Here is a 14,507-nt window from a genome sequence, read left to right as displayed (position 1 = left end):
GGTTGATTGTTCCATCTAGCGATAGATTTCCCAATCAGAAAAAATAAGCAATTGAACTTATTTAAAAAACTCATTCAACGCGGTGTTCTCGGTTTGTTTAAATTATTGTTTCTGTATCCAGTTTTCAATGAACGATTTGAGAGTAGACCTCTCAAAACTGAACGAATAAAGCAACCTGTGTAGTTTCCGTAATATTCCTTAGAAAGGAGGTGATCCAGCCGCACCTTCCGATACGGCTACCTTGTTACGACTTCACCCCAATCATCTATCCCACCTTAGGCGGCTGGCTCCAAAAGGTTACCTCACCGACTTCGGGTGTTACAAACTCTCGTGGTGTGACGGGCGGTGTGTACAAGGCCCGGGAACGTATTCACCGCGGCGTGCTGATCCGCGATTACTAGCGATTCCGGCTTCATGTAGGCGAGTTGCAGCCTACAATCCGAACTGAGAGAAGCTTTAAGAGATTAGCTTAGCCTCGCGACTTCGCGACTCGTTGTACTTCCCATTGTAGCACGTGTGTAGCCCAGGTCATAAGGGGCATGATGATTTGACGTCATCCCCACCTTCCTCCGGTTTGTCACCGGCAGTCTCGCTAGAGTGCCCAACTAAATGATGGCAACTAACAATAAGGGTTGCGCTCGTTGCGGGACTTAACCCAACATCTCACGACACGAGCTGACGACAACCATGCACCACCTGTCACTTTGCCCCCGAAGGGGAAGCTCTATCTCTAGAGTGGTCAAAGGATGTCAAGACCTGGTAAGGTTCTTCGCGTTGCTTCGAATTAAACCACATGCTCCACCGCTTGTGCGGGCCCCCGTCAATTCCTTTGAGTTTCAACCTTGCGGTCGTACTCCCCAGGCGGAGTGCTTAATGCGTTAGCTGCAGCACTGAAGGGCGGAAACCCTCCAACACTTAGCACTCATCGTTTACGGCGTGGACTACCAGGGTATCTAATCCTGTTTGCTCCCCACGCTTTCGAGCCTCAGCGTCAGTTACAGACCAGAGAGCCGCCTTCGCCACTGGTGTTCCTCCATATATCTACGCATTTCACCGCTACACATGGAATTCCACTCTCCTCTTCTGCACTCAAGTTTCCCAGTTTCCAATGACCCTCCCCGGTTGAGCCGGGGGCTTTCACATCAGACTTAAGAAACCGCCTGCGCTCGCTTTACGCCCAATAAATCCGGACAACGCTTGCCACCTACGTATTACCGCGGCTGCTGGCACGTAGTTAGCCGTGGCTTTCTGGTTAGATACCGTCAAGGGATGAACATTCTACTCTCATCCTTGTTCTTCTCTAACAACAGAGTTTTACGATCCGAAAACCTTCTTCACTCACGCGGCGTTGCTCGGTCAGACTTTCGTCCATTGCCGAAGATTCCCTACTGCTGCCTCCCGTAGGAGTTTGGGCCGTGTCTCAGTCCCAATGTGGCCGATCACCCTCTCAGGTCGGCTATGCATCGTTGCCTTGGTGAGCCGTTACCTCACCAACTAGCTAATGCACCGCGGGTCCATCCATCAGTGACGCAAAAGCGCCTTTCAAATAGAAACCATGCGGTTTCTATTGTTATACGGTATTAGCACCTGTTTCCAAGTGTTATCCCCTTCTGATGGGCAGGTTACCCACGTGTTACTCACCCGTTCGCCACTCCTTTTCTTTCGGTGGAGCAAGCTCCGGTGAAAGAAAAGGCGTTCGACTTGCATGTATTAGGCACGCCGCCAGCGTTCGTCCTGAGCCAGGATCAAACTCTCATAAAAAGTGTTTGAAACAGTCTTGCGACTGATCAGCTCAATTGTAAAAATTGACTTGCTAGCATATTGCTTGCTATGTTGTTTGTTTCTATTAAAAGAAACGCCCTACACATTTGGTTTGTTTTATTCGTTCAGTTTTCAAAGGTCTACATTGTTTGTCGCTTTGTTTCAGCAACTTTTATATCTTAACAGGTTGCTAATTGAATGTCAACAACTTTTTTCATTTATTTTTGAAAAAGTTTTGAAACTCAATTGACAACTTTGAAATAATAACATTTAACAAAAAGTCTGTCAACATTTATTATCCATTGTTAAATCAACTTGTTTCAGCAACGTTATTGATAATATCATATTGAAAAATAATGTCAAATACTTTTCAACTGTTTTTCAAAATAATTTCATTATAATAGAAAATGGACTAGCTAATTGCTAGTCCATCTCTACTTCTATTCCAAAGTGATCACTAATTATAGACTCATTATTTCCATCAAAAATAATATGGTAGCTTTTAACCTCGTAATTATCAGATACCAAAATATAGTCGATTCGAAGCTTGGCATCGTTCCCTGACCAACCGTCAATTTCTTTTTCTACTGTATTCTCACCATACCTGTCTTTTGCCAAAACGAATGCGTCATGCAAACCAAGTGAACTGTTTTTTACTAAATCATACCCTTCACCGATTCTTTTCGCTTCGTTGTTAAAATCACCCATCATAATCAACGAGCCTTGCTTTTCCAGCAATATCTTTTCTATGATACTCCATTCATAAGCAAAAGCTTTTTTTTCATTTTGCCACCAAGAGAAATGAGCGCTAGCTACAAATGTTTTTTGACCATTGATCGTGGTAGTGCTAATCATAACTTTTCTTGTATGATAATCCGTTGGATCAGAGCTTTCAGAAATTAGATGACTTTCCGATTCTATCGGTGTTTTTGATAGCAATCCGATTCCTTCGTGGTAAATATCATAGCCGATATGATTATAGCTCCAGCTCCAATAATAGTTGCAGCCCAAATCTTTTAAGCATTTGACCAAACAAAACAAAAAGTTGTCTTGACGAATCGCTTGTTGCTCTGAGGTCGGTTGAAAATACTCATCCGGTTCTGCCAATGGGCTGTCCATGAGCTGATTCACTTCTTGTAGCCCAACAAAATCATAGTCTTCCTTAGCAATTCGTTTAGCTAAAATATCGACCTGCATATGATTATCTGTTTCCATCCAGCTATGAGTATTCAAGGTTAGTACTTTGATTGTTCTCGCCCCACTTTAATAATCGATTGACCCAATCTTCTCTCCACGAGAAACCAGTCCAGTTTTATCATAATGGTAATTGTCAATCTTGTCACCATTAGTGAACACTACAATCATCGTTGTCATTTTTCCTGCTTTTTGAATTGTCGCTAAATCTGCGCTTGCCACAATTTTCCCAGCTTTTACTTTTTCACCTTCGCGAACTTTAATTTCAAAGGCATCACCACCAAGATCAACCGTATCAATCCCCATGTGTAGTAACACTTCAATATCATCATCCGTTTTGATACCAATCGCATGTTTTGTTGGGAAAACCGAAACAATTGTTCCTGCTATCGGACTAGCGATCTCACCATTTTCAGGAACCACCGCAAACCCTTCACCCATCATTTTTTGAGAGAATACATCATCTTCTACTTTATCAATTGGAATGAGCTCACCATTCGCCGGCGCAACGATATCAGCTTGGAGACCTTTGAACGCCACTGCTGCTTTCTCAGGTTCAGATGAATTGTTTTGCAGATTAGCTACAGGAATTTCTACACCTGAATCTAATAAATCTTGTATATCTGACTTCAATATATCTGCTTTAGGTCCATACACTGCTTGAACACCATTATCCTTAACTAGTAGACCCATTGCACCAGCTTTCTTCCATTCTTCTTCTCCGCCAACAATGCTTTTATCTGCAACGGATACCCGTAACCGAGTCATACAAGCATCTACATCCGTGATGTTTTTCGCACCACCTAAAAGGTTAATAATTTTCACAATTTGAGAATCGGCAGAAACAGAACCGTCTGCTGTTCCTGTACTTTCTTCTTCAGTATCTACTTCGTAATTCCCATTTCTTCCTGGTGTAGCATAGTTGAATTTTTTGATCATAAAATTAGCAAAGAAATAAGTAAATACACCGAATACGATACTAGTCAATACAAAATTCAGTAGGTCTCCGCCTAGTCCCGCTTTCAACGTCATCGGTACCCGAGTCAGCAGTTCAATGTTACCGAATGAATGGACACGTAAATTAATGACATCCGCCATTGCAAAAGCCGCCCCTTGAATCACTGCATAGCACGCATACAGCGGTACCGCGACAAACATAAACATAAACTCTAGCGGTTCAGTTACTCCTGTTAAGAAGACAGCGACTGCTGCTGAAAGAAACATAGATTTGTATTTTTTCTTTTTGTCTGGATCAACATTACGATACATAGCAATCGTTAATCCCATCAGAATGCCGCTCGAACCGATCATTTGTCCAACTTTGAAACGCGCTGGTGTCCACTGAGTTAATACTTCTTGATATTGAGACATGTCACCACTGTTTTTCAAGTTAACTAAGTCCGTTGCCCAAGCTAACCATAAAGGATCTTGCCCGAACACTTGACTTCCAGCTTGTGCGCCAGTCAAGATATCGTAGGTTCCACCCAATTGTGTATAGTTCATTGGAATCGTCAGCATGTGGTGCAAACCAAATGGCAAGAGCAAACGTTCCAATGTACCGTAAAGGAAAGGCGCTAAGATTGGCGCTGTTTCCTGTGAATTTGCAATCCACTTACCAAAATCATTAATTCCTGTTTGAATCACAGGCCATACAAGTGCCAAAACTAACGCAACTATTACTGATCGTAAGATAACTACAAAAGGAACGAAGCGTTTTCCATTAAAGAAAGTCAAAACTTCTGGCAGCTTACGGAAATTGTAATACTTATTATAAGCTGTTGCACCCACGAACCCGGCAATAATACCGACAAATACTCCCATATTTAATGCAGGAGCCTCCAAGACACTTGTGAAATAACCATCTACCATTATTTTTTGTCCAAACAATGTATGAGTTACTGCACTCGGATCTGCAAGCATATCTGAGGAAATCCCAAAAATCGCACCGGTGATTCTATTAATCAAAATGAATGATAGCCCTGCCGCAAATGCACCACCAGCTCGCTCTTTCGCCCAACTTCCGCCAATTGCCAAGGCAAACAACAGATGTAAATTTCCAATGATTGCCCAACCAATATTCTCTACTACTCCACCTGTCGTAACTAACCATCCGAGATTCTCATTAATCAAAGGTAAGGATTTCCCTATACTAATCATTAACCCTGCTGCCGGCATTACTGCAATTACCACCATTAGGGCCTTCCCGAACTTCTGCCAAAACTCAAAACTAAAAATCTTTTTTATTCCCTTCATCTTTGCTCCTCCTACTTTTTTTCTGTTGCTTACAACAACGCAATCGGTTTCGTTGATTCATATTATATACTTTTGCTTTTGATTTGTAAACTCTTTCAACGAAAAATATTAAAAATCACAAAAACCTTTTCAAATAGCCTTATTGCATTAAGCAAATTAACGCTTGACTTGCGCAACCGATTGCGTTTATTATAGTATTAAGAAATGAATGATGCAAGTAAAGTTTTTAGTTACAATAGAAAAAAGAGCTATCTAAAGTACCTCTATCAAAAAATTAACTAAACGACTATCCATACAAGCATCAAATCTATTAATAGGAAATAAGGAGGACTATCATGAAAAAAGTACAACGTCTTTTTGAGATTGACCCTTGGAAAATTCGCACGACTAAGTTAGATAAAGAAAACCGACGTCTACAGGAATCTCTAACAAGTATCGGAAATGGGTATATGGGGATGCGCGGGAATTTTGAGGAAAGCTACACAGGAGATCATCATCAAGGAACCTACCTAGCAGGCATCTGGTATCCTGATAAAACACGTGTTGGTTGGTGGAAAAATGGGTATCCTGAATATTTCGGGAAAGTCATCAACGCGCTTGATTTTATTCAAATGAAACTGTTTATAAACGAGCAAGAGATTGATCTGGCTACAAATGACATTGAAGATTTTGATTTAGAGCTTGATATGAAAAATGGTGTGCTCTCTCGTACTTTTGTTGTAGCTGTTGATGAAGTGAAAGTTCGCTTTACTTTTGAACGATTTTTAAGTGTTGTTAAGCAAGAATTAGCAGTTATTCGACTTACAGCAGAAACTTTGGTTGGCGATGCACAATTAAAAGTTGTTTCTAAATTAGATAGTAATGTTCAAAACGAAGACAGTAATTACGAAGAAATGTTCTGGTTAGAAAAAGAACGTGGGCATCAGGAAGAGATCAGCTTTTTAACGACACAAACGATTCCAAACAATTTCGGCATTGAGCAATTCTCAGTGACCGGTGCAATGAAACATATTGGCTCCGTACCTGGGCTGCAACAGGACGATTTATTAGAAGTAGCAGAAACGTTTACCTTTGATTTAAAAGAGGAACATCCTATCCAATTAGAAAAACGTGTGGTTGTTTTAACTAGTCGGGATATTCCTGAATCGGAACAAGCTCTAAAAGCCATCGACTTATTGACAGAATACGATGCTTCTTTTGAAGATTTATTGGCTGAGCAAAATGCTACTTGGGCAAATCGTTGGGCGCTAGCGGATGTCTTAATCGACGGAGACGATGAAGCTCAACAAGGGATTCGCTTCAATATTTTCCAATTGTTCGCTACTTATTATGGAGAAGATGAACGCTTGAATATCGGACCAAAAGGTTTTACAGGAGAAAAATACGGCGGTGCTACTTATTGGGATACAGAAGCCTACGCAGTCCCTATGTATCTTGGAATTTCTGAGCCAAACGTCACTAAAAATTTATTGAAATATCGACATAACCAATTACCACAGGCTCAGCACAACGCGCGGCAGCAAGGATTAAAAGGCGCATTATACCCAATGGTTACCTTTACGGGTGTAGAGTGCCATAATGAATGGGAAATTACTTTTGAGGAAATCCATCGAAATGGAGCAATCGCTCATGCCATTTATAACTATACAACCTATACCGGCGATGAAAGCTATATTCAAAAGGAAGGTTTAGAAGTCTTAACTGAAATCTCACGTTTCTGGGCGGACCGCGTGCATTATTCAAAACGTCAACAAAAATACATGATTCATGGTGTAACAGGGCCAAACGAATACGAGAACAATATTAACAATAACTGGTATACAAATTATCTAGCGACTTGGGTTCTTTCTTATACTTTGGAAAATTACAAAAAATTCCAAACGTTGGCAACTGTTACAATCTCATCAGAAGAACAGGCGAAATGGCAAGACATTATCGACCATATGTACTTCCCAACTGATGAAGAGTTAGGTATTTTCGTTCAACATGATACGTTCTTAGACAAGGACTTAATGCCTACTTCTGAACTTGATCCAGCAGATCGGCCCCTGAATCAAAATTGGTCTTGGGATAAAATTTTACGTTCTTGCTTCATTAAACAGGCAGATGTTTTGCAAGGTATCTACTTCTTCAGTGATCAATTTACACAAGAAGAAAAACGAAAGAACTTTGAATTTTATGAACCTATGACAGTTCACGAGTCTTCCCTTTCCCCTTCAATTCACGCTATTTTAGCGGCTGAATTGGGGCTAACGGACAAATCAATGGAGATGTACCAACGTACCGCTCGTTTAGATTTAGACAACTACAACAACGATACGGATGACGGTCTTCATATTACTTCTATGACCGGCAGCTGGTTAGCGATTGTACAAGGATTCGCTCAAATGAAAACAAATACTGGAAACCTTAGCTTCGCACCAGTATTACCAACTAACTGGGAACAATACGCTTTCCATATCAATTACCGCGGACGCTTATTAGCGATAGCAGTGAATCAAAAAGAAATGCGAATCGACTTGAAAGATGGACCAGCATTAGATATGATGCTTTATGGAAAAGAAATTTCCTTAAGCAGCTCAATAAGCGTTCCCTTAGAACAGGAGGAACAGCATGTTTAAAGGAGTTTTATTTGATTTAGACGGCGTCATTACTGATACGGCCGAATATCATTACCTCGCATGGAAGAAATTAGCCGATGACCTAGGAATCTCGATTGATCGCGAATTCAACGAGAAGCTAAAAGGCGTCAGTCGCGAAGATTCTTTACGCCTGATTCTAGCTCACGGAAATCGCGAAAACGATTTTACCGAAGTTGAATTCAATCATTTAGCAAAGATGAAAAACGACAACTACGTGGAAATGATTCAAGCTGTCTCACCGAAGGATGTTTATCCAGGTATTTTAGAATTGTTGAAGGCTCTAAAGAAGGCTAACATTAAAATAGCTCTAGCATCGGCTAGTAAAAATGGACCGTTTCTTTTGAAGCAAATGGCACTTACAGAATACTTTGACGGCATTGCCGATCCAGCAGCAGTAAAAGCTGGGAAACCAGCGCCAGATATTTTTATATTAGCTGCGCAAGTCGTAGGTCTATCCCCTGAAGAATGTCTCGGAATTGAAGATGCGCAGGCAGGTATCACTGCAATTAAAGCGAGTGGTGCTATCCCAGTGGGTGTCGGAAATCCTGAGCAACTAGGAGAGGATATCCCCTTAGTAGATTCTACTGACAAATTAACTTTAGAATTTTTAGAAGAACAGTGGCATAGATAGCCACTTAGGAAGGAGAGAAAGATGGTATTTACAGTTAAAGATGTCGCAAAAAAAGCAAAGGTCTCTCCTTCTACTGTTTCTCGTGTAATAAATGATCACCCTAGTATCTCTGATGATACAAAACAGAAAGTGCGAAAGATCATGGATGAGATGGGATATTTTCCCAATATCACAGCTCGAAATCTTGGAAAACAACGGGCCAATTCTGTGGGGGTGATTTTACCGCCCCTTGACTCACGGGAACGGTTAGGCAACCCCTTCTATTTAGAAATATTGACTGCTGTAAATGAAACAGCCGCAGAATTCCAAGTGACAACAGCAGTCGCCTCTGCTGACAATAGCCAAACGTTATTAGAAAATGTCACGCGAATGCATCGGCAAAAACAGGTGGATGGCTTTATCCTCACCTATTCTGAAAAGAAAGATCCTGTGGCAGAGTATCTGTATAGCAATCAAGTTCCCTTCACATTGATTGGGCGTCCAGCAAAAAGAGAAGCTGACATCGTTTATGTTGATAATGACAATCAGCTATTAGGGAAGCAGGCTACGGAGCACTTAATTGAAAAAGGGCACAAAAATATCTTGTTCGTATCAAACGTGAATCAAGAAGTCATTTTCTTTGAACGTTATTTCGGTTATCAAGAGGCTATGATGCTGCAAGGGTTGCCTACTCATCCACCGTTGACGATGCTTCAGCCAGAAGATTACACAGATTTCCCTGAAGTCATCAAGGAAACGGGTGCGACAGCCTTAGTTGTTATCGATGATATCTTTGCTTTAAGAATGATCCAATTAGCAACACTGCATGGCTATAAAGTACCGGACGATCTATCCGTTATCAGCTTCAACAATTCAATATTCGCAACACTTGTTCACCCTTATCTGACAACGATTGATATCGATATTTCTGATCTTGGTCGTCTAGGGACACAAAAATTAATGGAACAAATTGACCAGAAACAATCTAGCGGCGTCCAATTAGTCGTACCGCATCATCTTATCCAACGAGAAACTGTCCGTACGATTTAAATTATCCTTAAATACGACCTGTCCAACTTGTGACAGGTCGTTATTTTTTATATACTAGCAAAAAATCAGAAGGAAAATGGTATAGATGATTCTACTTTTAGGTATACTGCTGGTGCTCTTTCTGATCTATTGCCGTTACGCAACCTACCAATTGATCGAAAAGCACTTTCAACTCATAAGAAATGAACAATTGACAATTAAACCCGGAAAAAAAGTTGGCTTAACTATCGCACAAATCAGCGACAGCCACTTCTCACCGTTTTATTCTCCGAAACGGTTTGATAAAATTATCAATAAGTTGAATCAGACACAGCCTGATATTGTATTATTTACCGGTGATTTGATCGAAAACTATCGTTATTGGCAAACTCGCGATTGTACAGCTATTAGTCAACAACTAGCAAAAATCAATGCCCCAAAAGGAAAATTCGCAATTTTAGGAAACCATGATTATCGTTCCGATGGACAATCAGCGGTAGGTCAAATGCTGAAAGATGGCGGATTTGTCCTGTTGAAAAATCAGAGCTTACAAGTAGATCAACTTAGTCTGACAGGAATCGATGATGGGCAAGAAGGACATCCTGACTATGATACGCTTCCTAAAGAGGCAGCTTTCTCTATCTTAATGGTTCATGAACCTGATCAAGTCAGACACTTGCCTCAGCTCGATCGTTTCGATCTAATTTTATCTGGTCACAGTCATGGTGGACAGATTCGTTTTCCAATTAAACCTTATAAAAATTTGGGGTCGAAACTCTACGATCAAGGTATTTATATGCTGACACCTCAAACAGGGCTAGTCGTCAATACTGGATTGGGGACGACAGGACCTCCTTTACGCTTTCGAGTAACGCCAGAAATCCTGTATTTCCATCTATAAAAAAGAGTTTGGAAGCTTTTCTACTCAGAAAGTCTTCCAAACTCTTTTTCATGCGCGAATTCTTTGTTTAAGATACGGGACTATGATCGGCACCAAGGAAACAAAAACAATCAGCAGCATAATTAATGAAAAATGATCGCTGACAATCGGGATATTTCCTAAAAAGTAGCCCGCTACACTGACAACCGTTCCCCAGACAATCGCACCAAAAATATTGAAGCTAGAAAAAGTCCTCCAATTCATTTTACTCGAACCAGCAATAAACGGGATGAACGTACGTACAAATGGCATAAATCGTCCTAAGAAAATCGTCCACTTTCCTCGTTCATTAAAAAAGTTTTCAGCCTCTCGCACTTTGTCCTCTTTGATAAAACGAGATATCGGGCTATGATATAACGCCCTAACACCTAATGTATGACCAATCCAGTAATTCATCATATCTCCTAAAATCGCTGCAATCACACAAATTCCAATCACATAGGGTAGATGAAGAACGTTTCCTCCTAAAGCAGTTAATGCCCCTGCCGCAAATAAGAAAGAATCTCCAGGCAAGAATGGAAAAATAACGACACCCGTTTCAATAAAAACAATTGCAAATAAAATGGGGTAAATCCCAAGACCGTATTGATGAACTAAAGACACCATGTGCGCATCAATATGCAAAATAAAATCAACTAAAGCCATACATCCTACTCCTTCTGACATGTTTCCATTCTTATCATACGACTTTTTTAGAAAAAGGAAAGAAGGACCCATTGTTTTATAGAAAAAATAAAATTATACGGAAAATGGTATAATAGTAAAAAAGAGGAAAAGGAGTATTTTATGAGCGTTCTTTCTCACATGAAAAGCATGCAGAAGGAAATGTCTGCAGCCGAAAAAAAAATCTACTGCTTCATTCGTGATAACAGTGAAAAAGCCGCCAGCATGACAGCGAATGAAATCGCAGAAGCTTCAGGAGCCAGCGCGCCTACCGTTGTGCGCTTCTCAAAAAAAATGGGCTTTAATAGCCTAACTGATTTCAAGATTGAACTTTCTGCTGAAACGATGCAGGAACGTAGCAATAATACGTATAGTGATGTGGATCATGATGAATCCTTCCATAGCTTGAAAAATAAATTAGCAAGTAATGCTCGCTACACAATCGATGAGACGACCGCCTTGTTTAACGAAGAGGAATTTCTTGAAGCCTGCACATTACTTGAAGAAAAAGAATTCTGTTATGTCTTGGGAATCGGAGCATCTAACTTAGCAGCAACCGATATTGTTCAAAAATGGAGCCGCTTAGGAAAAAATATTATTAGTGAGCCGGATTATAACACGATCCTACCACAGCTTGTTTTACACCAAAAAGAAGCCGTTATTTGGTTGGTTTCAAATTCTGGCTTAACTTCTGAATTGATCGCATTAGCTGAGACCGCGAAAGATTTAGGCATTCCAATCATTACGTTGACTCAGTTTGGACAAAACCCGTTGGCAAAACTTTCCGATGTTTGCCTTCAAACTTCTCGACCTACCGAAGCGACTTATCGAAGCGCTGCGACGGACTCGATTTTAGCGCAATTTATTACAATCGATTTATTGTTTTATGTCTATATCAGCCGTAACAAGGAAAATGCGGAGAAAATTTATACGACCCGCGCGATTGTCCAAGAATATCGAAAAAAATATTTTTAAAAATACCCTGAAAGGAGACAACTCCTTTCAGGGTATTTTGCTTAATACTGTATCCAAATATTGACTGTTACAATCGACTCTTCTGTGATCTTTTCTTTTTTTCTAACCACCGCTTTAAGAGGAAGCAAATAAGTGTCCTGCTTCGTATCGAACCAAATAGCTGTTTGCCACTCTGTCTTCCCAATTTTTGCCGTCACTTTCATCCTTCCCCATCCCTCTTCTAAAGATTTGAATGCCTCTCGGATAGCTGACGAAAGATTTTTAGGAAGCGAGACCATCGTCCAACCAGTCATCTGAGGTGACGAAGAATAATAATAAACACTTGAGGAAAACTCATAATTGATCCCTTTATTATCCATATCTTCTCCTCCTGATCCATTTTAATTAATTGTAGCATAGAGTAATCGTTGGAAACTCTTAAAGTCTTATATTGCAAAAAAGAGCAGATCAAAAGGATCTGCTCAGTATACTCTTTATTTTGTCGTTGCCTTAAAGACTTCTTCTGAAGCACTAACAGCACCAGTTTTTTCAAGTACATGCGTTTCTACATCATTCATATTAGTGATTAGTACCATCATAGATGTGCCTTTACCAGCCTCTTTAATTGCTGATAAGTCTACAGAAGCAAGCTGTGTTTCAGGCGTAACCTGTTGCCCTTCTTTTACTAGCACTTCAAAAGGCTTCCCGTCAAGTTCTACCGTATTGATTCCCATATGAAGCAGAACTTCTAATCCACTAGCAGTTGTGATGCCAATCGCGTGTTTTGTTGGAAAAATAGTTGAGATTTTTCCAGCTACTGGAGCAAAAATCGCTCCATCTGTTGGCTCAACAAAGTAGCCTTCCCCCATCATTTTATCCGCAAAAACCGGATCCGCCGCTTCTTCTAGCGGATGAACAGAACCATTAGCAACTGAGGTGAAAACAGTTGTTTCATGTGCTGATACTGTTGTATTGTTTGCTGATTCTTTTGAATCGATGATTGTTTCCTCAGCCAACTTTTGTTCTGCTAATTTATCTTTAGGGATACCAAAGAAGTACGTTGCAACAAAACCGCCAACATATGCAGCTAACAAGCCAAGCACATACCCCCACCAGCGTCCATCAGCAATTAATGGGATCAAGGCAACACCAGAAGGGCCAATAGCGATCGCACCAATGCCGCCTAATGCGCCAAGCACGCCACCACCGATACCACCGCCGATACACGCAGTAATAAATGGACGACCTAATGGCAATGTAACCCCATAGATCAATGGTTCACCGATACCTAAGATACCAACAGGCAGCGCTCCTTTGATCATTTCAGTCAATTCTTTGTCCTTACGAAGTTTCATCCATAATGCGAAAGCGGCACCCACTTGTCCAGCACCAGCCATTGCTAGGATTGGTAACAATAGTGTTTTACCTGTTTCCCCGATCATTTGGATATGAATCGGTGTCAAAATCTGATGCAAGCCAAACATAACCATCGGCAGGAACAACGCTCCTAAAACAAAGCCAGAGAACGCTCCACCTACTGATAATACCCAGTTGATTCCACCGACCATTCCATTAGAAATGAAACCTGCTAGCGGCATAATCAAGAAGATTTCCAGTAAGCCTATTACTAACAAGGAGAGCATTGGAGTGATAATAATATCTACCGCATCCGGAATAATTTGATGTAATTTCTTTTCAACGATTGATAGTAACCAAACGGCGAAGATAACACCGATAATCCCGCCTTGCCCAGCAGCTAAGGCATCACCAGTGAATAAATTTTTAATCGGCGCTTCCGGGTTCATTCCCGTTAACAATACCACCGCACCAATTACTCCACCAAGCGTCGGGTTAGCACCAAATACTTGTGCCGAATTTACCCCTGTAAAAATGACCAAATACGTAAACATCCCATTTTTTAAGATGTTCATTACATCGATGATTTGTTGCCAATTCGCTGCATCAATCGTGCCCGCAGTCACCAAGTTCGTTAGGATCGCTGCGATACCAGCGACTAATCCAGACCCAACGAATGCCGGGATCATCGGAACAAAAATATTTGAGATATCTTTTAAAATAGCTTTAAATGGAGAATTTTTTTGTTTTGCTTTTTGTGCGGCTTTCATTTCAGCAGCCTTAGCATTCACTTTGTCCTTCCCAGAACCGTGAGGTAATTCCTCTCCTAGACCAACTCCAGCGATATCCACCATTTCTTTCGCAACCTTGTTCACTTTACCAGGACCAATGATTACCTGAAGTTGTTCATCATCAACAACGCCAAGGACACCAGGGATACTCTTTAATTTTGCCTGATCGACTTTACTATCATCGCGAACACTCATGCGCACTCGCGTCATACAATGGACTACGCTCTGAACGTTCTCCATCCCACCGGCACCTTCATAGATCTCTTTAGCAATTTGATTTAAGCTTAATTCTTCTTTCGCCATAGTTCTTCCCT

Annotated in this window: 10 protein-coding genes and 1 rRNA gene; 5 read left to right on the top strand and 6 right to left on the bottom strand. The window is 40.9% G+C overall.

The genetic code is table 11. The features are described 5' to 3' along the window. Nucleotides 1–202: 202 nt before the first annotated feature. The 3 genes from J9537_RS05380 to J9537_RS05370 form a co-directional block, all read right to left on the bottom strand. Nucleotides 203–1,761, bottom strand: a 16S ribosomal RNA gene (locus J9537_RS05380). Between the two features lie 423 nt (nucleotides 1,762–2,184). Then, a complete protein-coding gene (locus J9537_RS05375; protein ID WP_218257003.1) occupies nucleotides 2,185–2,976 on the bottom strand; it encodes an endonuclease/exonuclease/phosphatase family protein in 792 nt (263 codons plus the stop codon). Nucleotides 2,977–3,024: 48 nt separating this feature from the next. Next, nucleotides 3,025–5,208 carry a PTS transporter subunit IIBC gene (locus J9537_RS05370; RefSeq protein WP_218257002.1) on the bottom strand — a complete coding sequence of 728 codons (2,184 nt, stop codon included), beginning with the start codon at nucleotides 5,206–5,208 and terminating at the stop codon, nucleotides 3,025–3,027. A 335-nt stretch (nucleotides 5,209–5,543) separates the two neighbouring features. Between J9537_RS05370 and J9537_RS05365 the strand changes: the two genes are divergently transcribed. The 4 genes from J9537_RS05365 to J9537_RS05350 all read left to right on the top strand — a co-directional run bounded on the left by J9537_RS05365 (nucleotide 5,544) and on the right by J9537_RS05350 (nucleotide 10,390). Next, nucleotides 5,544–7,829 (top strand): glycoside hydrolase family 65 protein, encoded by a 2,286-nt coding sequence (locus J9537_RS05365; RefSeq protein WP_218257001.1) that lies wholly within the window; start codon nucleotides 5,544–5,546, stop codon nucleotides 7,827–7,829. Continuing rightward, nucleotides 7,822–8,481: a beta-phosphoglucomutase gene (gene pgmB, locus J9537_RS05360; protein WP_218257000.1), complete on the top strand. Its 660-nt coding sequence runs from the start codon at nucleotides 7,822–7,824 to the stop codon at nucleotides 8,479–8,481. Before J9537_RS05365 ends, pgmB begins: the two co-directional genes overlap by 8 nt. Before the next feature lie 21 nt (nucleotides 8,482–8,502). Next, nucleotides 8,503–9,510, top strand: coding sequence for a LacI family DNA-binding transcriptional regulator (locus J9537_RS05355; protein ID WP_010746451.1), 1,008 nt, complete (start codon nucleotides 8,503–8,505; stop codon nucleotides 9,508–9,510). An 85-nt stretch (nucleotides 9,511–9,595) separates the two neighbouring features. Beyond that, nucleotides 9,596–10,390: a metallophosphoesterase gene (locus J9537_RS05350; protein ID WP_218256999.1), complete on the top strand. Its 795-nt coding sequence runs from the start codon at nucleotides 9,596–9,598 to the stop codon at nucleotides 10,388–10,390. Between the two features lie 48 nt (nucleotides 10,391–10,438). On the opposite strand, the gene J9537_RS05345 is transcribed toward J9537_RS05350, so the two are convergent. Further along, entirely contained in the window at nucleotides 10,439–11,074 is a 636-nt protein-coding gene (locus J9537_RS05345) for a VTT domain-containing protein (RefSeq protein ID WP_218256998.1), read from the bottom strand. 141 nt (nucleotides 11,075–11,215) lie between these two features. On the opposite strand from J9537_RS05345, the gene J9537_RS05340 reads away from it, so the two are divergent. After that, on the top strand, nucleotides 11,216–12,067 hold the full coding sequence (locus J9537_RS05340) for a MurR/RpiR family transcriptional regulator (protein WP_010746454.1): 852 nt from the start codon (nucleotides 11,216–11,218) through the stop codon (nucleotides 12,065–12,067). A gap of 41 nt (nucleotides 12,068–12,108) precedes the next feature. Here J9537_RS05340 and J9537_RS05335 read toward each other — a convergent pair whose 3' ends face one another. Together J9537_RS05335 and J9537_RS05330 are read right to left on the bottom strand one after the other, a co-directional pair. After that, nucleotides 12,109–12,426: a DUF1905 domain-containing protein gene (locus tag J9537_RS05335; RefSeq protein ID WP_218256997.1), complete on the bottom strand. Its 318-nt coding sequence runs from the start codon at nucleotides 12,424–12,426 to the stop codon at nucleotides 12,109–12,111. A gap of 114 nt (nucleotides 12,427–12,540) precedes the next feature. Continuing rightward, entirely contained in the window at nucleotides 12,541–14,496 is a 1,956-nt protein-coding gene (locus tag J9537_RS05330; protein WP_218256996.1) for a glucose PTS transporter subunit IIA, read from the bottom strand. Between the last annotated feature and the right edge of the window lie 11 nt (nucleotides 14,497–14,507).

Origin of the sequence: Enterococcus raffinosus, from assembly GCF_019175485.1 — a bacterium.
GTDB lineage: Bacteria > Bacillota > Bacilli > Lactobacillales > Enterococcaceae > Enterococcus_A > Enterococcus_A raffinosus.
Note: the sequence above shows the minus strand (reverse complement) of the source record. Positions and strands in the feature narration are given on the sequence as shown.

What these genes read in the sequence shown, in the direction of transcription:
- J9537_RS05350 (WP_218256999.1), top strand. Translation starts at nt 9,596, where the DNA reads ATGATTCTACTTTTAGGTATACTGCTGGTGCTCTTTCTGATCTATTGC.
- J9537_RS05375 (WP_218257003.1), bottom strand. Translation starts at nt 2,976, where the DNA reads ATGGAAACAGATAATCATATGCAGGTCGATATTTTAGCTAAACGAATT.
- pgmB (WP_218257000.1), top strand. Translation starts at nt 7,822, where the DNA reads ATGTTTAAAGGAGTTTTATTTGATTTAGACGGCGTCATTACTGATACG.
- J9537_RS05355 (WP_010746451.1), top strand. Translation starts at nt 8,503, where the DNA reads ATGGTATTTACAGTTAAAGATGTCGCAAAAAAAGCAAAGGTCTCTCCT.
- J9537_RS05330 (WP_218256996.1), bottom strand. Translation starts at nt 14,496, where the DNA reads ATGGCGAAAGAAGAATTAAGCTTAAATCAAATTGCTAAAGAGATCTAT.
- J9537_RS05345 (WP_218256998.1), bottom strand. Translation starts at nt 11,074, where the DNA reads ATGGCTTTAGTTGATTTTATTTTGCATATTGATGCGCACATGGTGTCT.
- J9537_RS05370 (WP_218257002.1), bottom strand. Translation starts at nt 5,208, where the DNA reads ATGAAGGGAATAAAAAAGATTTTTAGTTTTGAGTTTTGGCAGAAGTTC.
- J9537_RS05335 (WP_218256997.1), bottom strand. Translation starts at nt 12,426, where the DNA reads ATGGATAATAAAGGGATCAATTATGAGTTTTCCTCAAGTGTTTATTAT.
- J9537_RS05340 (WP_010746454.1), top strand. Translation starts at nt 11,216, where the DNA reads ATGAGCGTTCTTTCTCACATGAAAAGCATGCAGAAGGAAATGTCTGCA.
- J9537_RS05365 (WP_218257001.1), top strand. Translation starts at nt 5,544, where the DNA reads ATGAAAAAAGTACAACGTCTTTTTGAGATTGACCCTTGGAAAATTCGC.